At 71.1% G+C, this 24,084-nt stretch carries 27 protein-coding genes; 19 read left to right on the top strand and 8 right to left on the bottom strand.

The window, feature by feature from the left end; genetic code table 11:
* Position 1: 1 nt before the first annotated feature.
* Positions 2-988: a phosphotransferase family protein gene (locus tag ABD327_RS08175; RefSeq protein WP_344449607.1), complete on the top strand. Its 987-nt coding sequence runs from the start codon at positions 2-4 to the stop codon at positions 986-988.
* A 52-nt stretch (positions 989-1,040) separates the two neighbouring features.
* Here the strand turns inward: ABD327_RS08175 and ABD327_RS08170 are convergent, their stop codons facing one another.
* On the bottom strand, positions 1,041-2,213 hold the full coding sequence (locus ABD327_RS08170) for an acyl-CoA dehydrogenase family protein (protein WP_344449606.1): 1,173 nt from the start codon (positions 2,211-2,213) through the stop codon (positions 1,041-1,043).
* Positions 2,214-2,269: 56 nt separating this feature from the next.
* On the opposite strand from ABD327_RS08170, the gene ABD327_RS08165 reads away from it, so the two are divergent.
* Together ABD327_RS08165 and ABD327_RS08160 are read left to right on the top strand one after the other, a co-directional pair.
* The gene (locus tag ABD327_RS08165) at positions 2,270-2,644 is read left to right on the top strand and encodes a DUF6285 domain-containing protein (protein WP_344449605.1); all 375 of its coding nucleotides are present in this window, start codon (positions 2,270-2,272) and stop codon (positions 2,642-2,644) included.
* The gene (locus ABD327_RS08160) at positions 2,641-3,657 is read left to right on the top strand and encodes an NAD(P)-dependent alcohol dehydrogenase (protein WP_344449604.1); all 1,017 of its coding nucleotides are present in this window, start codon (positions 2,641-2,643) and stop codon (positions 3,655-3,657) included. The genes ABD327_RS08165 and ABD327_RS08160 overlap by 4 nt, the downstream gene beginning before the upstream one ends.
* 135 nt (positions 3,658-3,792) lie before the next feature.
* On the opposite strand, the gene ABD327_RS08155 is transcribed toward ABD327_RS08160, so the two are convergent.
* From ABD327_RS08155 to ctaD, 3 genes are all read right to left on the bottom strand, one after another.
* A complete protein-coding gene (locus ABD327_RS08155) occupies positions 3,793-4,584 on the bottom strand; it encodes a hypothetical protein (RefSeq protein WP_344449603.1) in 792 nt (263 codons plus the stop codon).
* 63 nt (positions 4,585-4,647) lie between these two features.
* A complete protein-coding gene (dapE, locus tag ABD327_RS08150) occupies positions 4,648-5,733 on the bottom strand; it encodes a succinyl-diaminopimelate desuccinylase (RefSeq protein WP_344449602.1) in 1,086 nt (361 codons plus the stop codon).
* 124 nt (positions 5,734-5,857) lie between these two features.
* Positions 5,858-7,522 (bottom strand): aa3-type cytochrome oxidase subunit I, encoded by a 1,665-nt coding sequence (gene ctaD / locus ABD327_RS08145; protein ID WP_344449601.1) that lies wholly within the window; start codon positions 7,520-7,522, stop codon positions 5,858-5,860.
* A gap of 141 nt (positions 7,523-7,663) precedes the next feature.
* Between ctaD and ABD327_RS08140 the strand changes: the two genes are divergently transcribed.
* The 8 genes from ABD327_RS08140 (at position 7,664) to ABD327_RS08105 (ending at position 14,714) form a co-directional block, all read left to right on the top strand.
* On the top strand, positions 7,664-8,458 hold the full coding sequence (locus ABD327_RS08140) for an LOG family protein (RefSeq protein ID WP_344449600.1): 795 nt from the start codon (positions 7,664-7,666) through the stop codon (positions 8,456-8,458).
* A gap of 96 nt (positions 8,459-8,554) precedes the next feature.
* The gene (locus ABD327_RS08135; protein WP_344449599.1) at positions 8,555-9,001 is read left to right on the top strand and encodes a hypothetical protein; all 447 of its coding nucleotides are present in this window, start codon (positions 8,555-8,557) and stop codon (positions 8,999-9,001) included.
* A gap of 400 nt (positions 9,002-9,401) precedes the next feature.
* Positions 9,402-9,929, top strand: a complete 528-nt coding sequence (gene ectA, locus ABD327_RS08130; protein ID WP_344449598.1) for a diaminobutyrate acetyltransferase — start codon at positions 9,402-9,404, stop codon at positions 9,927-9,929.
* A gap of 52 nt (positions 9,930-9,981) precedes the next feature.
* A complete protein-coding gene (ectB, locus tag ABD327_RS08125) occupies positions 9,982-11,232 on the top strand; it encodes a diaminobutyrate--2-oxoglutarate transaminase (protein ID WP_344449597.1) in 1,251 nt (416 codons plus the stop codon).
* A gap of 17 nt (positions 11,233-11,249) precedes the next feature.
* Positions 11,250-11,642, top strand: a complete 393-nt coding sequence (locus ABD327_RS08120) for an ectoine synthase (protein ID WP_344449596.1) — start codon at positions 11,250-11,252, stop codon at positions 11,640-11,642.
* Complete coding sequence (gene thpD, locus ABD327_RS08115) at positions 11,639-12,520, top strand: ectoine hydroxylase (protein WP_344449595.1); 882 nt, start codon at positions 11,639-11,641, stop codon at positions 12,518-12,520. Before ABD327_RS08120 ends, thpD begins: the two co-directional genes overlap by 4 nt.
* Before the next feature lie 158 nt (positions 12,521-12,678).
* Positions 12,679-13,251 carry an LOG family protein gene (locus ABD327_RS08110; RefSeq protein WP_344449594.1) on the top strand — a complete coding sequence of 191 codons (573 nt, stop codon included), beginning with the start codon at positions 12,679-12,681 and terminating at the stop codon, positions 13,249-13,251.
* Positions 13,252-13,391: 140 nt separating this feature from the next.
* Complete coding sequence (locus ABD327_RS08105) at positions 13,392-14,714, top strand: alkaline phosphatase PhoX (RefSeq protein WP_344449593.1); 1,323 nt, start codon at positions 13,392-13,394, stop codon at positions 14,712-14,714.
* Between the two features lie 13 nt (positions 14,715-14,727).
* On the opposite strand, the gene ABD327_RS08100 is transcribed toward ABD327_RS08105, so the two are convergent.
* Positions 14,728-15,036: a hypothetical protein gene (locus ABD327_RS08100; protein ID WP_344449591.1), complete on the bottom strand. Its 309-nt coding sequence runs from the start codon at positions 15,034-15,036 to the stop codon at positions 14,728-14,730.
* Positions 15,037-15,082: 46 nt separating this feature from the next.
* Between ABD327_RS08100 and ABD327_RS08095 the strand changes: the two genes are divergently transcribed.
* The 4 genes from ABD327_RS08095 to ABD327_RS08080 all read left to right on the top strand — a co-directional run bounded on the left by ABD327_RS08095 (position 15,083) and on the right by ABD327_RS08080 (position 17,943).
* Positions 15,083-15,520, top strand: a complete 438-nt coding sequence (locus tag ABD327_RS08095; protein WP_344449590.1) for a hypothetical protein — start codon at positions 15,083-15,085, stop codon at positions 15,518-15,520.
* On the top strand, positions 15,517-16,086 hold the full coding sequence (locus ABD327_RS08090; RefSeq protein ID WP_344449589.1) for a DNA-3-methyladenine glycosylase I: 570 nt from the start codon (positions 15,517-15,519) through the stop codon (positions 16,084-16,086). The genes ABD327_RS08095 and ABD327_RS08090 overlap by 4 nt, the downstream gene beginning before the upstream one ends.
* A gap of 124 nt (positions 16,087-16,210) precedes the next feature.
* Complete coding sequence (locus ABD327_RS08085; RefSeq protein WP_344449588.1) at positions 16,211-16,378, top strand: DUF3117 domain-containing protein; 168 nt, start codon at positions 16,211-16,213, stop codon at positions 16,376-16,378.
* Positions 16,379-16,530: 152 nt separating this feature from the next.
* Complete coding sequence (locus tag ABD327_RS08080; protein WP_344449587.1) at positions 16,531-17,943, top strand: leucyl aminopeptidase family protein; 1,413 nt, start codon at positions 16,531-16,533, stop codon at positions 17,941-17,943.
* On the opposite strand, the gene ABD327_RS08075 is transcribed toward ABD327_RS08080, so the two are convergent.
* Together ABD327_RS08075 and ABD327_RS08070 are read right to left on the bottom strand one after the other, a co-directional pair.
* Entirely contained in the window at positions 17,906-18,583 is a 678-nt protein-coding gene (locus ABD327_RS08075; protein WP_344449586.1) for a hypothetical protein, read from the bottom strand. The two genes, ABD327_RS08080 and ABD327_RS08075, sit on opposite strands and share 38 nt — an antisense overlap.
* A 2-nt stretch (positions 18,584-18,585) precedes the next feature.
* Complete coding sequence (locus ABD327_RS08070) at positions 18,586-19,209, bottom strand: O-methyltransferase (protein ID WP_344449585.1); 624 nt, start codon at positions 19,207-19,209, stop codon at positions 18,586-18,588.
* A 130-nt stretch (positions 19,210-19,339) separates the two neighbouring features.
* Between ABD327_RS08070 and sigE the strand changes: the two genes are divergently transcribed.
* The 4 genes from sigE to ABD327_RS08050 all read left to right on the top strand — a co-directional run bounded on the left by sigE (position 19,340) and on the right by ABD327_RS08050 (position 22,732).
* Positions 19,340-19,945 carry an RNA polymerase sigma factor SigE gene (gene sigE, locus ABD327_RS08065; protein WP_344449584.1) on the top strand — a complete coding sequence of 202 codons (606 nt, stop codon included), beginning with the start codon at positions 19,340-19,342 and terminating at the stop codon, positions 19,943-19,945.
* On the top strand, positions 19,942-20,547 hold the full coding sequence (locus ABD327_RS08060) for an anti-sigma factor family protein (RefSeq protein WP_344449583.1): 606 nt from the start codon (positions 19,942-19,944) through the stop codon (positions 20,545-20,547). Before sigE ends, ABD327_RS08060 begins: the two co-directional genes overlap by 4 nt.
* A 113-nt stretch (positions 20,548-20,660) precedes the next feature.
* Positions 20,661-22,286: a S1C family serine protease gene (locus ABD327_RS08055; protein ID WP_344449582.1), complete on the top strand. Its 1,626-nt coding sequence runs from the start codon at positions 20,661-20,663 to the stop codon at positions 22,284-22,286.
* An 83-nt stretch (positions 22,287-22,369) separates the two neighbouring features.
* Complete coding sequence (locus ABD327_RS08050; RefSeq protein ID WP_344449581.1) at positions 22,370-22,732, top strand: sec-independent translocase; 363 nt, start codon at positions 22,370-22,372, stop codon at positions 22,730-22,732.
* 165 nt (positions 22,733-22,897) lie between these two features.
* Here the strand turns inward: ABD327_RS08050 and ABD327_RS08045 are convergent, their stop codons facing one another.
* Positions 22,898-24,034, bottom strand: coding sequence for an Mrp/NBP35 family ATP-binding protein (locus tag ABD327_RS08045; RefSeq protein ID WP_344449580.1), 1,137 nt, complete (start codon positions 24,032-24,034; stop codon positions 22,898-22,900).
* Positions 24,035-24,084 lie beyond the last annotated feature (50 nt).

Genomic DNA, 24,084 nt, shown 5'->3' with positions numbered 1-24,084 from the left:
CGTGGAGGAGCTACCGAATGAGATTCGGCCCGTCTTGGCGGGCCTGGCCGAGGCCTACGGGCCCGGGGTCCGGATCGAGGGACTGCACCGCGACGGCGGCGGGGCGTCCCGGCTGACCAACGTGTTCGAGGCGGTCACCGCGGCGGGGGAGCGGCACCGGCTGGTCCTGCGTCGGGCGACGCCGGGGGCGAGCGAGGCCAGCAGCCCCCTCGCCCGCGAGGCGGCGCTGATGCGGGCCGCCCGCGAGGTCGGCGCCCCGGTCCCGGAGGTCGTTGCGGTGGGAGACGGTGCCGGGGCCGACGAGGCCCTCGAGGCCCTCGAGTACATCGTGATGACCTTCATCGAGGGCGAGACGATCCCGCGCCGCATCCTGCGCGCCCCCGAGCTGGCCGAGGTCAGGGAGGGGCTGGCCGCCGAGTGCGGGCGGATCCTCGCGGCGATCCACCGCATCCCGCCGAAGGCGGTGCCGGACCTGCCCGGCGAGGACCAGCTGGAGGCCTGGGCGCAGATCCTGGACGGGCTCGGCACCCCCTACCCCGCGCTGGAGCTGGCGCTGCGGAGGCTGTCGCTGAACCGCCCGGACGAAACCCGCCGGGTCGTGGTGCACGGAGACTTCCGCAACGGCAACCTGATGATCGGTCCGGACGGGGTGCGGGCCGTCCTGGACTGGGAGCTGTCCCACCTGGGCGACCCGCTGGAGGACCTCGGCTGGCTGTGCGCCAAGGCTTGGCGGTTCGGCGCGCCCCGGCCCGTCGGAGGGTTCGGGGAGTACGAGCAGCTCGTCGGCGCCTACGAGGAGGCCTCCGGCACCGCCGTCGACCGGGACGCGGTGCGCTGGTGGGAGCTGTTCGGCACCTTCCGCTGGGGCGTCATCTGCGCCATGCAGACCCACCGCCACCTGACCGGCGGCGAGCGCTCGGTGGAGCTCGCCGCGCTCGGCCGCAGGGTCGCGGAGAACGAGTGGGACCTGCTCCAGGCCCTCGCCTGAGACACGACGGCGGGGCCACCGGATCGGCGGCCCCGCCGTCGCGGCAGGGGCCTCAGAACGTCCAGCGGCCGCCCTTGGCGTACTCCTTCAGGATGCGCTGGCCGGTCCGGCTGATGTGCACCTCGTCCGGGCCGTCGTAGACGCGGCCGGCCCGGGCGTGCCGGTACATGCGATCCAGCGGGGTGTCCTCGGTCAGGCCCTCCGCGCCGTGCACCTGGATGGCGCGGTCGATGACGTTGTGCAGCATCCGGGCGCCCGCCACCTTGATCGCGGCGATCTCCACCCGGGCCTGGTCCCCGGAGTCGATCTTGTGGGCGGCGTGCAGGGTGAGCAGCCGCGCGGCCTGGATCTCGGTGTAGGAGTCGAAGACGTGCTGCTGGAGCAGCTGCTTGTCGGCGAGCGGCCCGCCGAAGGCCTCCCGCTGGTGCAGCCGGTCGCACATCAGGTCGAAGGCGCGCTGGGCCTGGCCGAGCCAGCGCATGCAGTGGAAGATCCGGCCGGGGCCGAGCCGTTCCTGGGCGATGACGAAGCCGTGGCCGCGCGGTCCGAGCAGGTTCTCCTCCGGCACCCGGACCTCGTCGTAGAGCACCTCGTAGTGGCCGTCGTGGAGGCCGAGGACCGGGGTGTCCCGGACGATCGTGTAGCCGGGCGTGTCGGTCGGCACGAGGATCATGCTGAACGACAGGTACGGGCTCGCGTTCTCCTCGGTGCGGCACATGACCGTGGTGTACGCGGCCCGCGCGGCGCCGGTGGTGAACCACTTGCGGCCCCGGATGACCCACTCGCCGTTCTCCAGCGTGGCCGTCGTCTGCAGCTGCGTCGGGTCGGAGCTGGAGATGCCCGGCTCGGTCATGGCGAAGCTGGGCGAGATGTCCCCCTGGACCAGCGGCAGGAGGAAGCGCTCCCGCTGCGACGCGGCGGCGTACTTGTGCAGCATCAGGGAGTCCTGGAGCGTGTACGTGCCCAGGACGATCTGGCCGTACTCGCTGCGGCCCTGGATCTCGTTGACGTAGACGTAGTCCAGGAACGGCAGGCCGCCCCCGCCGAGCTCCTCCGGATGGCCGAGCGCCCACAGCCCCTCGGCCTTGGCCTCCCGCTGCAGGGAGCGCAGCAGGTCCTCGTCCCCCCGGTGGAGCGCGTCCTCGTTCGGCTCGACCCGCTCGGTCATGAACGCGTAGACCGCGTCGCGCAGCGGCCTCACCGACGCCGGTACCTCAAAGCTCATGGTTCCACCCTCCTGTGACTAGAATCGCATTCTGTCTCGTGAAGGGAGAGCGCGCCATGCCCGGACCGCACGATGTGCCCACCGCAGGCCAGTTGGTGGAGTCCGTCAGGGAGTTCCTGGAACGGGACGTCCTGCCCTCCTCCTCGGGGCGGCAGCGGTTCCACGCGCTGGTCGCGGCCAACCTGCTGGCCATGGTCGAGCGGGAGCTGGCCGACGGGCCCGCGCACGCCGAGGAGCACACCGAGCGCCTGGCCGGGCTGGGTTTCGGCTCCGACGCGGAGCTGGCCCGCGCGATCCGCGCCGGGGAGCTGGACGGCCGGTACGAGGAGGTCCGCGCGGCGCTGCTGGAGGCCACGGCCGCCAAACTGGCCGTGTCCAACCCCGCCTACCCGAAGGCGGCGGAGAGCGCATCGGCTATAAGTAAGTCATGACTTACGCCGTTACCGTCGCCGACCTCAGCGCCCCCGGCGGGCCCTTCGAACTGCGCCAGCGGGAGATCACCGAGCCGGGACCCGACGAGGTCCTGGTCCGGCTGGTCGCCACCGGCGTCTGCCACACCGACCTCGTGACCGCCGCCCGGCCCATCGTGCCCGGCCAGATCCTCGGCCACGAGGGCGCGGGCGTCGTGGAGGCCGTCGGCGACGGCGTCGGGGCGGTCGAGCCCGGCGACCACGTCGTGCTCAGCTACTCCTGGTGCGGCGAGTGCGCCAACTGCTCGCGCGGGCGCATGGCCTACTGCGCGCGCTTCCTGGAGCTGAACTACGTCGGCGAACGGTTCTTCGGCCAGTCCTCCTTCGCCACGTTCACCCTCACCAGCGAGCGCAACGTCATCCGGGTCGCCAAGGACCTGCCCTTCGAGTTCCTGGCCCCGCTCGGCTGCGGCGTGCAGACCGGCGCGGGGGCCGTCCTCAACGTGCTCAAGCCGGAGAAGGGCTCGTCCCTGGCGGTCTTCGCGCTCGGCGCGGTGGGGCTCAGCGCCGTCATGGCCGCGAGCATCGCCGGCTGCGAGCGGATCGTCGCGATCGACCCCAACCCCGTCCGCCGCGCCCTGGCCCTGGAGCTGGGCGCGACCGAGGCCGTCGACCCGGCCGACGCGCCGCGCGGCGACATGGACTACTCGGTGGAGTGCGTCGGAAACCCCGACGTGGTGAAGGCCGCCGTGAAGTCGCTGGCCAGCCCCGGCGAATGCGTCACCCTGGGCTTCAAGGGCCAGCGCAACCCGGTCGAACTCGACCAGATGGCGCTGATGTCCGGCCGAGGCATCCGCGGCTCCATCGAAGGCGACGGCATCCCGCAGCGCTTCATCCCCGAACTGATCAAGTACCACCGCCAGGGCCGCCTGCCGGTCGAGCGCCTGGTCCGCACCTACGCCTTCACCGAGATCAACGAAGCGTTCGCCTCCGCGGGCCGAGGAGACGCGATCAAGCCGGTCCTGATCTTCTGAGGCCGGACGACCGCAGCGGAGCGAGGATCGGCCGGCCTCCGCGCGGGGGTCTGGGGGTCGTCCTCCAGGTTGTTGTCGTGTCCGCAGCGGAGCGAGGATCGGCCGGCCTCCGCGCGGGGGCCCGGATCTCCCGGCTCAGCCGATGAGGATGCGGTCGGCGGGGGCGGAGGGGTCCTTCACCCAGCCGGCCTCGCCCTCCTCGGGGGTCCAGGCGTAACCGGCGTGGCGCACCGAGGTGAAGCCGTACGTCTTGGCGTGGGTCATCGCCCAGGTCGCCACCGACCAGCCGGTCTTCTTCGAGGCGCTCTCGGGCAGGGCGACGCCCTTCTGGTCCTGGGCGAACCGGTTGCCGAAGGTGCGGCGCAGCTCCTCGGCCGACTCGGCGGGCCTGGGCTTCACGCCCTCCTTCGGCAGGTACCAGCAGGTGACGGCGGCGGGGGACTCCCCGGCGAAGCCGGTGGTGAGGATCTCGGCCATGCCCTCGTGCTGGGCGTAGAGGCTGCCGTCGAAGCTGCGCTGGACGAGCTGGGCGGCGTCGTGCACCTCCCGCTCGGTGTAGCCCTCCACCTTCACCAGGGCGTCGAAGAAGCGGGCGGCGGAGTAGACCGGGTCCTGGAGCTGCTCGGGCGTGCCCCAGCCCTGGGACGGGCGCTGCTGGAAGATGCCGACGGAGTCGCGGTCGCCGTAGGAGAGGTTCTCGATGTGCGACTCCTGCTCGGCCGTCGCGTAGGCGATCACCAGCGCGCGGCGGGGGAGCTTCTTGCGGTGGGCGACCCCCGCGATCGTCGCGGCGTTCGCCGCCTGCGGCACCTCGAGCAGGATCTTCCCCGACTCGGCCGCGGCCGTGCAGCCCTCGCCCATCAACGCCTTGTTGACCTTGGTGAACAGGCGGTAGCCGCCGAATCCGAGGCCTCCCACAAGGACCACCGCGACAACAATGGCCACGCCACGCCAACCCATGACCAGACCGTACCTTTTCCCCGTCACGACTCAGGACAGCCAGGCGCGCAGGCGCTGCTCGCAGGACCGGACCGAGTCGAGGGAGACGCGCTCGTCCTTGTGGTGGGCGAGCGTCGGGTCGCCGGGGCCGTAGTTGACGGCGGGGACGCCCAGCGCCGAGAACAGCGACACGTCCGTCCAGCCGAGCTTGGCCCGCACCCGCCCGGCCTCGATCGCCTCGGCGGGCTCCAGGGCCGTGACGGCCCGGACGAAGTCCTGCGCGGCGGGGTGCAGCAGCCCGGGGCGGGCCGACTCGCTGCGGTCGACGACCTCGACCTCGTAGCCGGCGCCCTCGAACAGCTCCCGCAGCCGGGACTCGGCGGCCGCCAGGTCCAGGTCGGGCGCGAACCGGTGGTTCACCGTGATCACGCACTCGTCCGGCACCACGTTGCGGGCGACGCCGCCGCGGGCGAAGACGGCGTTCAGCCCCTCGTGGTAGGCGATGCCGTCCACGACGGGACGGCGCGCCTCGTAGGAGTCCAGCAGGTCCAGCAGCGGCTTCATCGCGTGGACGGCGTTGGACCCCATCCAGGACCGCGCGGTGTGCGCCCGCGCGCCGCGCGCCGTCACCTCCACCGTGATGGTGCCCTGGCAGCCGCCCTCGACCTCGCCGTCGGTGGGCTCCATGAGCACGGCGAAGTCGGCGGCCAGCAGTTCCGGACGGGTCTCGGCCAGCCGCTTCAGCCCGTTGCGGTCGGCGGAGACCTCTTCGCACTCGTACGCCAGGAACGTCACGTCGCGGGTGGGTTCGGGCAGGACCGCGGCCAGGTGCAGCAGGACCGCCAGCCCGCCCTTCATGTCACAGGAGCCCAGCCCCCACAGCACGTCCCCCTCCAGGCGGGAGGGCAGGTTGCCGTTCACGGGCACGGTGTCGGTGTGCCCGGCCAGCACGACCCGCTCCGCGCGCCCCAGGTTCGTGCGGGCGACGAGGGTGTCCCCGTCCCGCACGACCTCCAGCCACGGCAGCGCCCGCAGCCCGGCCTCGATCTCCGCGACGACGGCCTTCTCGTTGCCGCTCACCGATTCGATGTCCACCAGGGTGCGCGTCAGCTCGGCCACGTCCGTCGAGAGATCCATGTTTCCCGAGCTTACTTCGCCGCGGGCGGCGGCCCGTCACCGTGATCGAATGGAGAGGAAGATCCTTCCACCGGTCCCCGCGAGGCGGTCGGCGGCGGCCTCCGGGAGCGGCCTCGGGACGGTCTCAGGACGGGTCCGCGGGAGGCAGGCCCTCCCGCTCGCGCCGCGCGAGGTGCAGGTCGAAGGCCGGACGGTTGCTGCGGATCTGCGGGATCGCGCGGAAGTTGTGCCGGGGCGGCGGGCACGAGGTCGCCCATTCCAGGGAGCCGCCGGCCCCCCACGGGTCGTCGGACGTGACCCGGACGCCGTGCCGGTGGGTGCGCCACACGTTCCACAGGAACGCGAGGGTCGAGGCTCCGAGGACGAACGAGCCGATCGAGGAGACGAGGTTCAGGGCGGTGAACTCGGACGCGTAGTCGGCGTAGCGCCGCGGCATCCCCTGCGCGCCGAGCAGGTGCTGGACCAGGAAGGTCGTCTGGAAGCCGAGGAACAGCGACCAGAAATGGACCTTCCCCCAGCCTTCGCCCAGCTTCTTGCCAGTCATCTTCGGCCACCAGAAGTAGAAGCCGCCGAACATCGCGAAGACGACCGTCCCGAACAGCACGTAGTGGAGGTGGGCGACGACGAAGTAGGAGTCGGTGGTGTGGAAGTCCATCGGGGGCGAGGCGAGGATGACGCCGGTGAGGCCGCCGAACAGGAAGGTGACGAGGAACCCGACGGCGAACAGCATCGGCGCCTCGAAGGTGAGGTGGCCGCGCCACATCGTGCCGATCCAGTTGAAGAACTTCAGGCCCGTCGGGACGGCGATGAGGAACGACATGAGGGAGAAGAACGGCAGCAGGACCTGGCCGGTCGCGAACATGTGGTGCGCCCACACGGTCATCGACAGGCCGGTGATGGAGACGGTCGCGCCGATCATGCCGAGGTAGCCGAAGAGCGGTTTGCGGCTGAACACCGGGAGGATCTCGGTGACGATGCCGAAGAACGGGAGCGCGACGATGTAGACCTCGGGGTGGCCGAAGAACCAGAACAGGTGCTGCCAGAGGATCGCGCCGCCGACGGCCGCGTCGAAGACGTGCGCGCCGTAGGCGCGGTCGGCGAACAGGGCGAGCAGGGCGGCGGTCAGGACCGGGAAGGCCATCAGCACCATCAGCGCGGTGAACAGGACGTTCCACGTGAAGATCGGCATCCGGAACATCGTCATGCCGGGCGCGCGCATCCAGATGATCGTGGTGATGAGGTTGACGGAGGTGAGGATCGTGCCGACTCCGGAGAGGACCAGGCCCATGATCCACAGCTCGGCCCCGAAGCCGGGGGAGTGGGCGTCGTCGGACAGGGGCGTGTAGCCGGTCCAGCCGAAGGCGGCGGCGCCGCCGGACGTGAGGAACCCGGACAGGACGATGAGCGCGCCGAACAGGAACAGGTGGTAGCTGAGGGCGTTCAGGCGGGGGAACGCCACGTCCGGGGCGCCGATCTGCAGCGGCACGATGACGTTGGCGAAGCCGGCGAACATCGGGGTCGCGAACAGCAGCAGCATGACCGTCCCGTGCACGGTGAAGAGCTGGTTGTAGACCTCCGGGCCGACCAGCTGCATGCCCGGTTCGAGCAGCTCGGCGCGCATCAGCATCGCCATCAGGCCCGCCACGAGGAACATCGCGAACGACGTCCCGAGGTAGAGGTAACCGATGACCTTGTGGTCGGTGGTCGTCAGTACGTTTCCCAGAAGGGCACCCTTGCGGTGCTCCTTCCGGGTGCGGCGCGGGCTCTCGGAGTACCCCAGGATGCTCATGGCGCCTCGTTCACGGATGGCTTCTTCGTGGTTTCTGAAGCCTATCCCGTGTCGTCACGTTGAGTGATCGGGTTCTTCCTCATGGCGACGGCGGACGATAACGGCGTTCCGGGACCGTCCGCACGCGGTTACCGTGATCGGATGGATGAGACGAATCGGAAGAGGCATCGGCAGGGACCGGCGGTGCTGAGCGGCAAGGCGATGCCGGAGAGCACCTACGACCAGCGGCTGCTGGACACCCGGGGATCGGTGGAGTGGCTGCACCAGGACCCCTGGCGGGTGCTGCGCATCCAGTCGGAGTTCGTCGAGGGGTTCGGGCTGCTGGCCGAGGTGGGGCCGGCGGTCAGCGTGTTCGGCTCGGCCAGGATCAAGCCCGGTTCGGAGTACTACGAGCTCGCCGAGCGGGTGGGGCAGGGCCTGGTGGAGGCGGGCTACGCGGTGATCACGGGCGGCGGTCCCGGGATCATGGAGGCCGGCAACAAGGGCGCGAACCCCGGGGGCCTGTCGGTCGGGCTGGGCATCGAGCTGCCCTTCGAGCAGCAGCTGAACGAGCACATCGACATCGGCATCTCGTTCCGCTACTTCTTCGTCCGCAAGACGATGTTCATCAAGTACTCCCAGGCGTTCGTGGTGCTGCCCGGCGGCTTCGGGACCATGGACGAGCTGTTCGAGGCCCTCACCCTGGTCCAGACCGGCAAGATCACCCGATTCCCGATCGTCCTGGTGGGCCGGGAGTTCTGGAGCCCCCTGCTGGAGTGGTTCAAGGGGACCCTGGTCGCCGAGGGCATGATCTCCCCGGAGGACCCGGACCTGCTGCACCTCACCGACGACCCGGAGGAGGTGGTCCGGGTGATCGTCGAGGCCCACCGGGAGGAGAACCGCCGCCGCGAGGAGACGGCGGTCGTCGAGGCGGCCGCGACCGAGGCGGGCACCTGACAGGGCCTGACAAACCCTTGGTAGCCGTATTGTCGCCTAATCTTCACCTTCGTCCCCTCTTAGGGGTGAGGTCCGATATGGCACAGTCATCGATCCATGCGGACACGTGAGAAGGCACAGGCCATCGGGGTCCTGGCGGTCCTGGGGCTGGTGGCGGGCTGCGCCGCCGAGAACACCGCCCTTCGCCAGATCGAGCCGAAGACCACCGTCTACATCGACGGCTGGGACGAGAACGGGGACAAGGGCGACCAGGCGCTGGTCGAGCAGAAGCCGTCCGGCATGTGGGTGCTCCCCGTGGACGCCCCCTTCCGCGCCAAGCGCGGCGGCGGCTTCACCGTCCGGGTGACCCTCGATCCCCAGCGCGGCTTCGTCGTCACCGACCTGGGCGGCGTCCGGGTCGGCAGGGATGGCGACAACTGCCTCGAGGCGGGTGAGACGTACGCCTTCGTCGACGTCCCGGCGGGGAACCTCCAGTGGGAGGCGGCTCAGAAGAAGACCGACACCAGCAACGATGACTGCGAGGTCGTCAGCACCACGAAGTGAACGAAGGGCCCGGACGGAGCGCCGGGCCCTTCTTCTCGCCCGCGCGTGCTCACTCCGCGTCATCGGGCTGTCCCGCTCGGTCCCAGACGTCTGGGTTAGGTCACAGGTTCACATCACTGGCCGGTGATGAGGGTCACAAAATTTTCCCCCATAAATCGAGCAACCTTTCTGTCTTCCGGTGGTTCGCCCCTTGTCAGGCGATGGCGCCTCTTCTCGCGATCTTGCGCATGAACCACCTGATAGAGGGCTGAAATCGAAGTGGTTTCGGCCGACCGCTTTGGGGGCCCCAAGGGGGTCGTCGCCGAGCCGACCAGCCCTACCCGGTATCCCGAGGCTCAAACCGAACCCCTGATCCCGGACTTCCAGGCGGGTTCTCCTCGGCTGGCTATGGTCTTTTCGCATGGCCAAAGAGTTTCCAGCTCGATTCAGCCGTCATCCATCCGAAACGTCCATCGTCCTCGAGCACCCGCGATCCGCGGACGGCAGCGGCCTCTGGCGGCTGGCCGCGGAGTCCCGGACCCTGGACCTCAACTCCCCCTACAGCTACCTCCTGTGGTGCCGGGACCACGCAGGCACCTCGGTGATCGCCCGGGACGGCGAAGGCGGCGCCTGCGGATTCGTCACCGGATACCTGCGCCCCTCCGCCCCCGACACCCTGTTCGTCTGGCAGGTCGCCGTGGCGGACGGCCAACGCGGCCGGGGCCTCGCCGGGCGGATGCTCTGCTGGCTCGCCGACCGGCAGCCGGGGACGCGTTTCCTGGAGGCGACGGTCACCCCCGACAACACGGCCTCGACCCGCCTGTTCGAGTCGTTCGCCCGGGAGCGGAGCGCCGAACTGAGCCGGAGCGCGCTCTTCGCGGCCGAGGACTTCCCGGTGGACGGCCACGAAGCCGAAGTGCTCTTCCGCATCGGCCCGTTCGCCCCGTGAGCGGCGGTCTTCCGCTCCCGCCCCTGTCCGACCCCACGAAAGGCGGCATCAGTTGAAGGTCTTCGAGCAGACGGAATCCGAGGTCCGCAGCTACTGCCGGAGCTGGCCCACCGTTTTCAGCCGGGCCCAGGGCAGCCGGATCTACGACGAGTCCGGCCGCGGTTATCTGGACTTCTTCGCCGGAGCCGGCAGCCTCAACTACGGGCACAACCACCCCCAGCTCAAACTGAAGCTGCTCGGCTACCTCGTCAACGACGAGATCGTGCACGCTCTGGACGCGTACACCGTGGCCAAACGCGAGTTCCTCGAGACCTTCCGGCGGGTCGTCCTCGAACCCCGCGGGCTCGACTACAAGGTGCAGTTCACCGGTCCCACCGGCACCAACTCCGTCGAGGCCGCGCTGAAGCTCGCGCGCAAGTACACCGGCCGCGAGACGGTCGTCAGCTTCACCAACGCCTTCCACGGCATGACGCTGGGCTCGCTGTCGGTCACCGGCAACTCGATGAAGCGCGGCGGCGCGGGCGTCCCCCTCAACCACGTCTTCACCATGCCCTACGACAACTACCTCGACGGCGCCACACCCGACTTCATGCTGTTCGAGCGCATGCTCACCGACAACGGGAGCGGTCTCGACAAGCCGGCCGCGGTGATCGTGGAGACCGTCCAGGGCGAGGGCGGGCTCAACGAGGCCAGCGCCGGATGGCTGCGCAGCCTCGCGGACCTGTGCAAGCGCCACGAGATGCTGCTGATCGTCGACGACGTCCAGATGGGCTGCGGCAGGACGGGCCCGTTCTTCAGCTTCGAGGACGCCGGGATCGTCCCGGACATCGTCTGCCTGTCCAAGTCGCTGAGCGGCTACGGCCTGCCGATGGCGGTGACGCTGATGCGCCCGGACCTCGACGTCTGGGAGCCCGGCGAGCACAACGGAACGTTCCGGGGCTTCAACCCCGCCTTCGTGACCGCCACCGCCGCGCTGGCGTTCTGGGAGGGCGAGGGGCTGCGGGAGCAGACGCTCGCCAAGGGCGAGGCGGTGGCCGGGGCCCTGGACGCGCTCGCGGACGAGCACGACAAGGCCATCACGGGGCGGCGCGGGCGAGGCCTGGCCCAGGGGCTCGCCTTCACCGACCCGCCGGCGGCGGGACGGGTCTGCGCCGAGGCCTTCGAGCGGGGCCTGCTGATGGAGACCTCCGGCCCCGACGGCGAGGTGGCCAAACTGCTGCCTCCGCTCACCATCACCGACCGGGAACTCGCCGAGGGGCTGGACATCGTTCGCGAGTCCGTCGCCGCGGCGCTGGAAGCCTGAGAGAAACGGAGAAAGCTTTGATCGTCAGGACCCTTCAGGACATCGTCGGCACCGACCGCGACGTGCAGGCGCCCACCTGGGCCAGCCGCAGGCTGGTCCTCGCCGGGGAGAAGGTCGGCTTCTCCCTGCACGACACCGTTCTGTACGCGGGCACCTCCACCTCGATGTGGTACGCCAACCACATCGAGGCCGTCTACTGCATCGGCGGCACCGGCGAGCTGGTGAACGAGGAGACGGGCGAGCGGCACGACATAGCGCCGGGCACGATGTACCTGCTCGACGGGCACGAGCGGCACACGCTGCACGCGCACACCGAGCTGCGCACGATCTGCGTCTTCAACCCGCCGTGCACCGGCCGCGAGGTCCATGACGAGAACGGCGTCTACCCGCTGATCCGGGAGGAGGCGTGAACGGCCACGACCCCTACCCCACCCGCGGCGCCTCCCGTCCCGAGCTGATCGGCCGGGTGGACCCCGTGGTCCACGGGAACGCCGCCGGCCCCCTGTCCGCCGGGGAGCTCGTCGACTTCGACCGGGACGGCTACCTGCGGATGGACCGGCTGATCTCCCCGGAGGAGGTCGTGCTGTACGCCGGCGAGCTGGCCAGGCTGGCCGGGGACCCCGCGCTCCGCGGCGACGAGAGGGTCATCACGGAGAAGGACTCCGGCGAGGTCAGGTCGGTCTTCGACGTGCACCGGATCAGCCCGGTCTTCGCGAAGCTCGCCGCCGACCCGCGCGTCGCCGGACGGGCGCGGCAGATCCTCGGCTCGGACGTCTACGTGCACCAGAGCCGGGTCAACTACAAGCCCGGATTCCGGGGCAAGGACTTCTACTGGCACTCCGACTTCGAGACCTGGCACGCCGAGGACGGCATGCCGCGGATGCGCGCGGTGAGCGTCTCGATCGCGCTCACCCCCAACGACCTCTGCAACGGCTCGTTGATGATCATGCCGGGTTCGCACCGGACGTTCGTCTCCTGCGCGGGGGAGACCCCCGAGGGGCACTACCGGGAGTCGCTGAAGGACCAGGAGATCGGCACCCCCGATCCGGAGAGCCTGACCGCGCTGGCCGACGAGCACGGGATCGAGCTGTTCACCGGTGAGGCGGGCTCGGCGGTGATGTTCGACTGCAACTGCATGCACGGCTCGAACGGCAACATCTCCCCCTACCCGCGCTCCAACGTCTTCCTCGTGTTCAACAGCGTGGAGAACGCCTGCGGCGATCCGTACGCCGCGCCCAGCCGCCGCCCGGAGTTCCTGGCCTCGCGCGACTTCACGCCCGTCGCCTGACCTCGAGGACTCGGGGCTCCGGAGACCTCGGCCCGGACGGGGGCGTCAGAGGGGGCCGCGGCGTCCCGTTCCGGTTCGTCGGGACGGGACGCCCTGCCCGGGCTCCGGCTCTATGATCCTGGGAGCCTGCCGAGGATATGGAGGGGCCAGCGTTGCCCATGACGATCACCGTCTTCTGCGCGTCGAGTACCCGGATCGACCCCAAGCACGTCGAAGTGGCCGCGGCGCTGGGCGCCGAGCTGGCCCGGCGGGGGCACACGCTCGTCACCGGCGGCGGCGTCAGGTCGTGCATGGGGGCGGTGGCCGAGGCGGCGCGGGCGGAGGGCGGCAGGACCGTCGGGGTCGTCCCGGCGGGCATGCCCGAGGCCCAGGAGGCCCCCGACACCGAGAACGACGAGCTGGTCCGCACCCCCGACATGCGCTCGCGCAAGGCCGAGATGGACCGGAGGGCCGACGGGTTCCTCATCCTGCCCGGCGGCATCGGCACCCTGGAGGAGCTGCTGGAGGTCTGGACGGCCCGCAGCCTGAACTTCCACACCAAGCCCATCGTGGTGCTGGACCCGTACGGGGTGTACGAGCCGCTGCGGACCCTGATGGACCACCTGCTCGCCGAGGGCTTCAACCGGCCCGCCGCGGCCGAGGCCGTCTCCTACGCCACCGAGGTGGGCGAGGCACTGGACCTGCTGGAGTCGGAGTTCCGCCGGGTCGGCGAGGAGCTCCTGGAGTTCTAGGCGAGGAGCTCTGGAGCCCTAAGGGACTGCTGGAGTTCCGGCGGATTCAACGCGGCTTTCACGGGACGTTCAACACGCTGGATCAGGCTCCGCGAGGTCGGCAAAGGCCGATCACGCCTGCGGCAAGGAGTGTCTGACCCATGAGTGTCTCCCGTCGTGGTTTCGTGGCCGGTGGAGCCGTCTCCATCGCGTTGGCCGGAAGCCTCGATTCCGTCTTCATGACCGCCGCCGGGGCCGCCGAGGGCGAGGCCTACGGCTACGGGCCGCTGGTGCCCGACCCCGCGGGGGTGCTCGACCTGCCCAAGGGCTTCAGTTACCGGACCTTCTCCACCGAGGGGGACCCGCTGCCCGGCGGCGGTGTCGTCCCCGGCTCGCACGACGGGATGGCGGCCTTCCCCGGCAGCCGCCACGACGACCTGCGGCTGGTGCGCAACCACGAGCAGGAGGACGACGGCACCAAGGCGGTCGCCCGACCCGGCCTGACCTACGACCCAGAGGCGTTCGGCGGGACGACCACCATCCACTTGGGCCGCGACGCCGGGGTGCTCGACCAGTACGTCAGCCTCGCGGGTACCGCCGACAACTGCGCGGGCGGCGTCACGCCGTGGGGCACCTGGCTGACCTGCGAGGAGACCGACGGCTTCGACGGCGAGACCAGGTCGCACGGCTGGGTGTTCGAGGTCGACCCGGCCGGCCGGAGGACCGTCGCGGAGCCGATCAAGCCGCTGGGGAGGTTCGAGCACGAGGCGGTCTGCATCGACCCGCGTGACGACACCATGTACCTGACCGAAGACGCCGACGAGCCGTTCGGTCTCTTCTACCGCTTCCTGCCCCGGGCCCGGAAGGGCGGATACCACTCCTACCAGGCGGGCGGCACGCTCCAGGCGATGCGCGTACCGGGCGTTCCCGACCTGGCCCTGGTGCGGGAGGCCGGGACGGTCCTCAAGGGCGTCCGGTGGGTCGACGTGCCCGACCCGCTCGCGGTCCGGACGCCCGTCCGGGAGCAGCTCGACGGCGTGACCCGCTCGTCGAAGCTGGAAGGCGCCTGGTGGGACCGGCGCCGAGGGGGCAGGGCCTACTTCGTCGCCTCCTACGCGCTGGCCGAGGAGGGCGCCGCCGGCGACCACGCCGGCCAGGTCTGGGCCTACGACCCGCGCCGCGAGACCCTGGAACTGGAGCTGGTCTTCGAGTCGGGCGGCAGGTTCGACTCGCCCGACAACATCACCGTCTCGCCCTACGGCGGCGGCGTGATCCTCGCCGAGGACGGCGACGGAGAGCAGTTCCTCGTCGGCACCACCGGCAAAGGCGAGCCGTTCGCGCTGGCCCGCAACGCGCTGAACGACGTGGAGTTCACCGGCGTGACGTTCTCGCCCGACGGGCGCACCCTCTTCGCCAACCGCCAGGAGGGCCCCGGCACCACGTTCGCGATCCGCGGCCCCTGGCAGCGGCTGAGGAACCGCTGACCCGGACGGGCCTTCAGGCCAGGGCCCGTCTCCCCACCGCGGGGGGACGGGCTCCCGCGATCGAGGCGACCATGTCCAGGATCTGGCGCAGCTCGCCGGGGTCGCCGGCGAAGCGGAAGGCGCTCACGCCCAGCCAGGCGTAGACGGCGGCGGCGGCCAGCGCCCCGGAGTCGGACCCGGTGACGGTGACCTTCACCGGACGCCCTCGGGAGAGGAGCGCCTCGACCTCCGCGGCGGGCGGGTCGACGCCCGCGTCCAGCAGGTCCTCCGGGTCCGCGGGAGTGCCGGTCCACACCAGATCACCGTGGTTTCGCGCGTCCATATCCTTGAGCATGGCACGATCGTCGTACCGGTGAAGGAGGACCCCCGTGCCCGTAGTGCTCTTGCTCGCCGCCGTCGCGGTGGTCGCGGCCACCGTCGTCCTGGCCTCGGGGCGGGGCGGTGAGCTGCGCGAGCCCCTGGCGGACCGCCCGCCGACGGGGCTGCCGGAGGACCGGCCGCTCACGGGCACGGACGCGGCCATGCTCAGGCTCCCCAAGGGGGTCTTCGGCTACGACATCGCGGTCACCGACGAGGCGCTGGGGAAGCTGGCGTACGCGCTGATGCGGCGGGAGAACGAGGTGGCCGAGCTGAGGCGGCAGCTCTCCGGGGCGGGCGTGTACGGCCCCGGAGAGGGGCTGAGCGCCTCCTGGCTGAAGAAGCCGGAGGAGCCCGGTGCGGACGACGCCGACCGGCCGTGGAGGTCGGAGGGGCCGCCGGAGGGCCGGGAGAGGCCGCGTGAGCAGGACGAGGAGGATCTCGGTTGACCGTCCGGTGCGCCTGGGAGACCTCTCTCCCCGACTACGTCGCCTACCACGACGAGGAGTGGGGCAGGGCGGTCCGCGACGACCGGGGCCTGTTCGAACGACTGTGCCTGGAGGCCTTCCAGTCGGGCCTGTCGTGGTTGACGATCCTGCGCAAGCGGGAGGCGTTCCGGCGGGCCTTCGCGGGTTTCGAGCCCGCTCTGCTGGCGGCCTACGGCGAGGCGGACGTGGAGCGGCTGATGGCCGACGCCTCGATCGTCCGGAACCGCCGCAAGATCGAGGCGGTGGTCGGCAACGCCCGCGCCGTGCTGGAGCTGCCCGGGGGGCTGGCGGAGCTGGTGTGGGAGTACGCGCCTCCGGAGGCGCCCGCTCCGCAGAAGATGTCGGACATTCCCGCACAAACCCCATCGTCCCAGGCATTGGCCCGAAAACTTAAAAGCCACGGCTTCCGGTTCGTCGGCCCCACCACCGCCTACGCCCTCATGCAGGCGTGCGGGCTGGTCAACGACCACCTGCTGGACTGCCCCGCGCGGTCCCTCTCGGGGCCCTCGATGATCTCGCAGGTCTGATCGTTACCACTTCGCGCCCGGAACACGGGATAATGGACCACTACTGCTAGACGCGGACGCTTCGGCGGCCAGCGGCTCGCACGGGCCCGAACGGCCCTGGGCCGGGAAGGAAGGGGATGCACGCATGGCGGCGATGAAGCCGCGGACAGGTGACGGTCCGCTGGAAGTTACCAAGGAGGGCCGCGGCATCGTCATGCGCGTGCCGTTGGAAGGCGGCGGCAGGCTCGTGGTCGAGCTGACCCCCGATGAGGCCAGGGAGCTGGGCGCGGCCATCGGCGGAGTGGTCGGCTGACCCGCCCCGAGGGTAGATGATCTTCGTGACCGTACGGTCCCGGCCGGTTCGCCGACGCCGGGGCCCGGGTCGCGTCCTTCGCCCTTCCGTTCTTCCGGCCGGTCCACCGGCCTTTCCGGACCATCTCCCGTCTTCTGTCTGAGGGGGCCCTCATGCCCGTCCTTACCCGTGTCCGTGCGGCCGAGGGGCCGCTCGCCCAGGTGCCCGGCGCCCTCCTGCTGGCGGTGCCCCAGGGCGGCGATCCCGGGTTCGACCCGGGCCTGCCGGTGGACGAGCTGCTCTCCTTCCACGAGGCCAAGGGCGAGGCCGGAGAGATCATCTCCCTTCCGGTCCGGCTGGAGGGCACCCTGCGGGAACTGCTGCTCTACGGCATCGGGGACGGGTCTCCCGCCGCCCTGCGCAAGGCCGGGGCCGCGCTGGCCCGCCGGGCCAAGGGCAAGGACCTGCTGGCGGTGCAGGCCCCCGAGGGCGACCTGACCGCCTTCACCGAGGGCGCGCTGCTGGCCGGCTACGACTTCAGCATGAAGACCGGCGAGGGCAGGAAGCCGGTCGGGGAGATCGTCCTGGTCGGCGGCGAGCCGTCCGCCCGGGGCGAGGTGCTGGCCGCCGCTGCCGCGCTGGCCCGCGACCTGTCCAACACCCCCTCGCTGGAGAAGTGCCCGGCCTGGATGGCCGAGCAGGCGGTCGCGCTGGCCCGCGAGGCGGGCCTGGAAGTGCGGATCAGGGACGAGCGGGACCTGGAGGCCGAGGGCTTCGGCGGGCTGCTGGCCGTCGGCTCGGGCTCGCCCCGGCCGCCCCGGCTGATCGAGCTCACCTACGCGCCCGAGGGCGCGAGCGGGCACATCGTGCTGGTCGGCAAGGGCATCACCTTCGACACCGGCGGCATCTCGATCAAGCCGAGCGCCGCGATGCAGACCATGAAGACCGACATGTCGGGCGGCGCCGTCGTCATGGGCGTCATGTCGGCGCTGCGGGCCCTGGACGTCCGGGTCAAGGTCACCGGGCTGATCCCCTCCGCCGAGAACGCGTTCTCCGGCTCGGCCATGCGCCCCTCCGACGTGATCACCCACTACGGCGGCACCACCTCCGAGGTGCTCAACACCGACGCCGAGGGCCGCCTGGTGCTGGCCGACGCGCTCGCCTACGCCGACAAGCAGCTCGACCCCGACCTCGTCGTCGACATCGCCACCCTCACCGGCGCCGCCAAGCTCGCCCTCGGCCTGCGGCACGGCGCGCTCTTCGCCAACGACACCGAGCTCGCCGCCGCGCTGCTGGAGGCGAGCTCCCGCGCCGACGAGCCGCTGTGGCGGATGCCGATGACCGAGGACTACCGCGTGGCCATCGAGTCGCAGGTCGCGGACGTGTCCAACATCGAGAAGCGGGGCTTCGGCGGCGGCGCCATCATGGCCGCGCTGTTCCTGGAGAAGTTCGTCGGGGACCGCCGCTGGGCGCACCTGGACGTCGCGGGCCCCGCCCGGGGCGGCGAAGGCGCCACCGGCTACGGGGTGCGGCTGTTCCTGGAGTGGCTCACGAGTGCTCCGACTTATCCGACTGCTTCGGCCTGACGATCCGGCGCCGCTTGGGCAGCCCGATCCGGCGGTCCTCGAACGGCGCGCCGGACAGGGCGCGGACCGCCTTGATCACCTCGTTCGGGGGCATGGTCCAGCCGTCCATCACCGGGACGCTCCAGCGCAGCACCGCCACGCCCGCCATCCCCTGGGTCTTGACCCGCAGCATCTCCGCGCCGGAGGTGTGCCGGGCCTGCGGGCTGTCCTCGGCGGGCAGGAAGGCCAGCCGGTGGGCCAGGCCCTTGCCGCCGGGCATCCCGTCGGTCCAGGCGCAGACGGACGCGACCTCGGCCCACGGCAGGAACCTGTCGCGGGAGCGGGGGAGCGGCCATTTGGCGGGGACGCGCACCCCGGTCCCGTCCAGGACGAGCAGCGGCCTGCGGCCCAGCAGGTGGCCGGAGACCACCACCAGCACCCCGCCGAAGCCGACGGTCCCGGTGATCCCGAGCACGAGGAAGACGACCCCGCCCGGGCTGGCGGGGTCGGCGGCCCCGCCGAAGAGGAACATCACCGAGCAGAACAGCAGGATCAGCACCGCCAGCGCCTGGCCGGAGCCGCTGAAGGACGGGCGCAGGCGGACCTCCGTCCGGGAGGCGGACTCGGGATCGGCCTGGGGGGCGGGGGGCGTCGAAGGCATGGTCATCCTTGCTTCTGTGCGACCAGAAGGCCGTCCCCGAGGGGGAGGAACAACGGGATCAGGTTCTCGTCCTCGGCGACGAGCCCGGCCACCGCGCGTACGCCGCGGGCGTCCGCCGGATCGCTCAGGGGGGTGAGGGCGTCGTCGAAGGCGATCACGCCGCCGGGCCGCAGCAGGCGCAGCGCGGCGGACAGGTAGTCGGGGTACTCGCGCGGCATGGCGTCGCAGAACACCAGGTCGTAGGCGGCGTCGGTGAGCCGGGGCAGGACGTCCAGCGCCCGGCCGCTGATCATCCGGGTGCGGCTCGCCGCGAACCCGGCGTCGGAGTAGGCGATCTTGGCCAGCCGCTGGTTCTCCGGCTCGACGTCCACGCTGGTGAGCACCCCCTGGGGGTGCATGCCGCGCAGCAGCCAGATTCCCGACACGCCGCAGCCCGAACCGATCTCCACCACGGTCCTGGCCCTGATCAGCGACGCGACGAAGCGGAGCGCCGCTCCGCCGGTGGCTCCGATCGGTTCCGCGCCGAACTCCTCGCCCAGCCGCCGGGCCTCGCGCAGCGGCTCATCCTCCGGGGAGAACCACTCCCCGTAGGTCTGCACCTCGTTGATGGCCGCCTCCCGCGTCACAGAACCCTCCGGGGGCAAAACGATAGCGCCGACAGGGAACGCCGTCGCGGTCCGCGACGTTCTAAAAAACACCAGCCGATGGAAACGATGCTCTCTCGGCGCCGAAGAGGAAAGGGTGATCTGAGACACCATGTCTGTCTCAGCGGTTCCATTTCAGGGCACGGCCGGAGGAGTCGTCGGCCGGGAGAACGCCCCGGCGGCCCAATGGTCCCCCCCCTCGTGGGACCAGGTCGTCCGCGACCACTCCGCGCGTGTCTACCGGCTGGCCTACCGCCTGACCGGCAACCAGCACGACGCGGAGGACCTCACCCAGGAGGTCTTCGTCCGGGTGTTCCGTTCGCTGGCCAACTACACGCCCGGCACGTTCGAGGGCTGGCTGCACCGGATCACGACCAATCTCTTCCTCGACACCGCGCGCCGCAAGCAGCGCATCCGCTTCGAGAACCTGGCGGACGACGCGGCGGAACGGCTCCCCGGCAGGGAGAAGACCCCCGCCCAGGTGTACGAGGACACCAACTTCGACGACGACGTCCAGGCCGCGCTGGACGCACTGGCGCCCGACTACCGCGCCGCCGTCGTGCTGTGCGACATCGAGGGCCTGTCGTACGAGGAGATCGCCGCGACCCTCGGGGTGAAGCTGGGCACCGTCCGCAGCCGCATCCACCGGGGCCGCGGCCAGCTGCGCGCCGCCCTCGCCCATCGTGCCCCCGCGAAGAGGAAAGGGATCTCCCAGTGAGCTGTCTCGGCGACCGTCTGACCGCTCTGGTGGACGGAGAGCTCGACCACGCCGGCAGGGACAGGGCGCTGTCCCACCTGGCGGGCTGCGACGGCTGCCGCGCGGAAGCCGAGGCGCTGCGCCGCCTCAAACGCCGGCTGAACTCGTTGAAGGACCACTCGGCCGGAGACGGCCTGCTGGGCCGCCTGTACGGGATGGGCGACACGCCTCCCGCCCCGGCGGGCCCGGTGCCGCTCAGGGCTCCCCTGGTCAGGCTGGACGCTCCCGTCCCCTCGGACGAGCTGACCCGGCGGCTGTACCGGATGGACGAGCCCCGGCGGGGCGGCGCGGAGCCGCAGCAGGTCGCGGGCCGCCGCGGGCCGAAGGACAACCGTTCGGCGAGCGACCGGCGGCCGGCCCAGCGGCGGAGGCTGCCGCGGGCCCGCTACCTGGTGGCGGGCGCCGCCACCCTGGCCGCGCTGGGCGCGGGCTCGGCCCCCTACGTCAACACCGGCCAGGCGCGGGTGCCGAAGGTGTCTCCGAGCTGGAGCCACGGCACGGTGCACAATAACGGGGTCTCCCAGGTGCGGCTGCCCCGCCGCCAGGACGAGAAGAAACGCTAGAATCACGCGCTTTCGGCATTATCCCGGCCTACCGTTTAGGGTGCTTACGGCAATCACACGACGGGTGGGCCACGATAAGCCCGTACATCTCAGGCTCGTCAAGGAGTGGGGTAATGACGGACGAAAGCCGCGGCTCGGTGGAATCACAGGGGGAATCGGGGTTCACTCCTCCCGACGCGCCGACCGAACCGCCGGCGGACAGACTGGTGGTCTCCCGGGAGGCCGCCCAGGCTGCCGCCCCCACGACCACCATGCTGGACGGGATGAGCGCCCAGCAGCAGGACGGCGGAGGAGCGCAGTGGGCGTCCGGGGGACAGCCGCTGCCCCGGCAGCAGCAGTCCGAACCCCAGCCGAACTTCGCCAAGCCCGACTCCTTCCGGGAGTCCGAGCAGGCGGCCCCTCCGCCCTACCAGGACAGCCCTCCCCCCTACGGAGAGCCCGCCCCTTACGGGGAGCAGCGGCCCGGATTCGCCCCGTACCAGCAGGGCGCCTTCTGGCCGGGCACCCAGCCCCCGCCCCCGCCGCCGCAGCAGCCCCCGCTGCTCGTCCCCGGCATGGGCGGACCGCCGCCGCAGGTCCCGAGCCAGGGCGGACCCTCGGGCCCGGGCGGACCCAACTGGGCGCCGGTCCCCGGACCGCCTCCCCAGCCCAAGCGCACCCCCGGGCTCGGCGTCTTCGCGATCGCCGCGCTGGTGATCGCGCTGGTCGCCGGCTCGGTCGGCGCCGGGCTGGCCGTGACGCTGACCGATGGCGGCCAGTCCGAGCGCATCTCCCTGGGCGGCGACCGGGGCGACTCCACCCAGGCCCGCGACCCCGACTCCGTGGCGGGCGTCGCCCAGCGGGTGCTGCCCAGCGTGGTGACGGTCAAGGTCAGCATGGGCAACGGCGAGGGCGGCTCGGGGACGGGCTTCGTCGTCGAGGGCGGCTACATCATCACCAACTACCACGTCGTCTCCTCCGGAGGCCTGGGCCAGGCGTCCAGCGTCGTGGTCGTCACCAACGACGAGAAGCAGCTCCCCGCCAACGTGGTCGGCAGCTCCCCGCAGAACGACGTGGCGGTGCTGAAGACCCAGAACGACCACGGGCTGCCCGCGCTGGAGCTCGGCAATTCCGACGCGCTGGCCGTCGGCGACCAGGTGATGGCGATCGGCTCGCCGCTGGGCCTGTCCGGCTCGGTGACCACCGGCATCGTCTCGGCCAAGGACCGGGTGGTGCCGACGCAGAGCGAGGACGGCGCGGAGAGCAGCATGATCACCGCGCTGCAGACCGACGCGGCCATCAACCCCGGCAACTCCGGCGGCCCGCTGGTGGACCTCTCCTCCGGCCAGGTGATCGGCGTGAACACCGCGATCGCCAGCCTGAGCAGCGGCAGCGGGGAGAGCGGCAGCATCGGCCTGGGCTTCGCGATCCCCAGCAACAAGGTCCGCCAGGTCGCCGAGACCCTGATCCAGGGCGGCACGGTCAAGAAGACCGTGATCGGCATCAGCATGGACCTCACCTACGTCGGGGACGGCGTGCAGGTCCTCAACAACCAGCAGGGCATCGTGAAGAACGGGCCCGCCGACAAGGCGGGACTGAAGCCCGGCGACATCATCCTCAAGGTCGACGACAAGGCCATCACCTCGACAGAGTCGCTGATCGTGGCCGTCGCCTCCCACGCGCCGGGGGACAAGGTGACCATCACCTATCGCCGCGGCGGCCAGGAGAAGACGGCACAGGTGACTCTCGGCCAGGGCTGACCAGCGACTTGTCAGCTCCTGAGCGGCGGATACCCTAAGGGGGGCCGGGACCGATCCCGGCCTCCTTGTCCCTGGAGGCGCAGTTGTTCGACGTCGGACTCGGTGAGGCACTGGTCCTGGCCGTGCTGGCACTGGTCATCTTCGGGGAGAAGCTGCCCTCGGTGGCCCAGCAGGCGGGACGCACCCTGCGCCAGCTCCGCCAGATGGCGCAGTCGGCCCAGAACGACCTGCGGGACGGACTGGGACCGGAGTTCAAGGACTTCGACCCGCGCGACCTCAACCCCAAGAGCCTCGTCCGCAAGCACCTCTTCGAGGGCGACGACGACCCTCTGGGCGTCAAGACCCTCAAGCGCGACCTCGACGACGACTTCGACGAGCCGGTGGCCCACCGGGGCGCGGAGCTGGGACAGGACGAGCGCCCGCCGTTCGACGACGAGGCCACCTGAGCCGTACGGAGCGGATCGGCCCCCGCCGGAGCACGGCGCCGAGGCCGTCCGGCGGACCTGCGGTCCAGCAGGACCTGAGGCCTGGACGGTTCAGACCCCGAACAAAGAAAGATCCCGCGCCCCCTGGAGGGGACGCGGGATCTTCTGCTTCGTGGAGCCGTACGGTCAGCGACCGGCCGGGGTGACGCTCAGCTGGCGGCCGAGCAGGCCGCGGCTGCGTCCGGCCAGGTTCTCGGCGATCTTCTTGAGCTCGACCGCGGCGGGCGCGTCCGGGTCGGAGAGCACCAGCGGCTTGCCGGCGTCGCCGCCCTCGCGCAGCCGGGTGTCCAGCGGAACCTGGCCCAGCAGCGGCACCCGGGCGCCGAGGGTCCTGGTGAGCTCGTCGGCCACGGTCTGGCCGCCGCCCTCTCCGAAGATGTACTGCTTCTCGCCGCAGTGGTCGCACAGGTGGTACGACATGTTCTCGATGACGCCCGCCACCTGCTGGTGGGTCTGGGCGGCGATCGCGCCGGCCCGCTCGGCCACCTCGGCGGCGGCCTGCTGCGGGGTGGTGACCACCAGGATGTCGGCGGACGGCAGCAGCTGGGCCACGGAGATGGCGATGTCGCCGGTGCCGGGCGGCAGGTCCATCAGGAGGATGTCCAGGTCGCCCCAGTAGACGTCGGCGAGGAACTGCTGGAGCGCGCGGTGCAGCATCGGGCCGCGCCAGACCACCGGCTGGTTGCCCGCGGTGAACATGCCGACCGAGATCACCTTCACGTCATGCGCCGACGGCGGCATGATCATGTCCTCGACCTTGGTGGGCCTGCCGTCCACGCCGAGCATGCGCGGGACGGAGTGGCCGTAGATGTCGGCGTCCACCACGCCGACCTTGCGGCCCATGGCGGCGAAGGCCGCGGCGAGGTTGACGGTGACGGAGGACTTGCCGACGCCGCCCTTGCCGCTGGCGACCGCGTAGACCTTGGTCAGCGAGCTGGGCTTGGCGAACGGGATCTCCTTGGCGGGCTGGCCGCCGCGCAGGGTGTTCTGCAGCTCCTTGCGCTGTTCGTCGCTCATGACGTCCAGCTCCACCTTGACCGACGGCGCGCCGATCCTGGTGACCGCCTCGGTCACGTCCTTGGTGATCCGGTCCCGCATGGGGCAGCCGGCCACGGTGAGGTAGACGCCCACGGTGACCGCGCCGTCCGCGGCGAACTCGATGTTCTTGACCATGCCGAGGTCGGTGATCGGACGGCGGATCTCCGGGTCGTTGACCGTGGCGAGCGCCGCGGTCACCTGCTCGGTAGTCAAAGGGGAGGCCATGGGGTCCATGGTATGGAACGTTCGGGGCCGCGGCGAACGCGGGGCCGACG

The organism is Actinocorallia aurantiaca, from assembly GCF_039533685.1.
Taxonomy (GTDB): domain Bacteria; phylum Actinomycetota; class Actinomycetes; order Streptosporangiales; family Streptosporangiaceae; genus Actinocorallia; species Actinocorallia aurantiaca.
The sequence above is the reverse complement of the archived record's forward strand: the minus strand, read 5'-3'. Positions and strand labels throughout refer to the sequence as shown.

Coding starts and splice junctions, on each gene's coding strand:
- ABD327_RS08170 (WP_344449606.1), bottom strand. CDS start 2,213: ATGAGCTTTGAGGTACCGGCGTCGGTGAGGCCGCTGCGCGACGCGGTC.
- ABD327_RS08100 (WP_344449591.1), bottom strand. CDS start 15,036: ATGGACGCGCGAAACCACGGTGATCTGGTGTGGACCGGCACTCCCGCG.
- dapE (WP_344449602.1), bottom strand. CDS start 5,733: ATGGATCTCTCGACGGACGTGGCCGAGCTGACGCGCACCCTGGTGGAC.
- sigE (WP_344449584.1), top strand. CDS start 19,340: ATGTCTGTCTCAGCGGTTCCATTTCAGGGCACGGCCGGAGGAGTCGTC.
- ctaD (WP_344449601.1), bottom strand. CDS start 7,522: ATGAGCATCCTGGGGTACTCCGAGAGCCCGCGCCGCACCCGGAAGGAG.
- ABD327_RS08135 (WP_344449599.1), top strand. CDS start 8,555: ATGCGGACACGTGAGAAGGCACAGGCCATCGGGGTCCTGGCGGTCCTG.
- ABD327_RS08055 (WP_344449582.1), top strand. CDS start 20,661: ATGACGGACGAAAGCCGCGGCTCGGTGGAATCACAGGGGGAATCGGGG.
- ABD327_RS08165 (WP_344449605.1), top strand. CDS start 2,270: ATGCCCGGACCGCACGATGTGCCCACCGCAGGCCAGTTGGTGGAGTCC.
- ABD327_RS08080 (WP_344449587.1), top strand. CDS start 16,531: ATGCCCGTCCTTACCCGTGTCCGTGCGGCCGAGGGGCCGCTCGCCCAG.
- ABD327_RS08105 (WP_344449593.1), top strand. CDS start 13,392: ATGAGTGTCTCCCGTCGTGGTTTCGTGGCCGGTGGAGCCGTCTCCATC.
- ABD327_RS08075 (WP_344449586.1), bottom strand. CDS start 18,583: ATGCCTTCGACGCCCCCCGCCCCCCAGGCCGATCCCGAGTCCGCCTCC.
- ABD327_RS08045 (WP_344449580.1), bottom strand. CDS start 24,034: ATGGCCTCCCCTTTGACTACCGAGCAGGTGACCGCGGCGCTCGCCACG.
- ectA (WP_344449598.1), top strand. CDS start 9,402: ATGGCCAAAGAGTTTCCAGCTCGATTCAGCCGTCATCCATCCGAAACG.
- ABD327_RS08140 (WP_344449600.1), top strand. CDS start 7,664: ATGGATGAGACGAATCGGAAGAGGCATCGGCAGGGACCGGCGGTGCTG.
- ABD327_RS08110 (WP_344449594.1), top strand. CDS start 12,679: ATGACGATCACCGTCTTCTGCGCGTCGAGTACCCGGATCGACCCCAAG.
- ABD327_RS08160 (WP_344449604.1), top strand. CDS start 2,641: ATGACTTACGCCGTTACCGTCGCCGACCTCAGCGCCCCCGGCGGGCCC.
- ABD327_RS08085 (WP_344449588.1), top strand. CDS start 16,211: ATGGCGGCGATGAAGCCGCGGACAGGTGACGGTCCGCTGGAAGTTACC.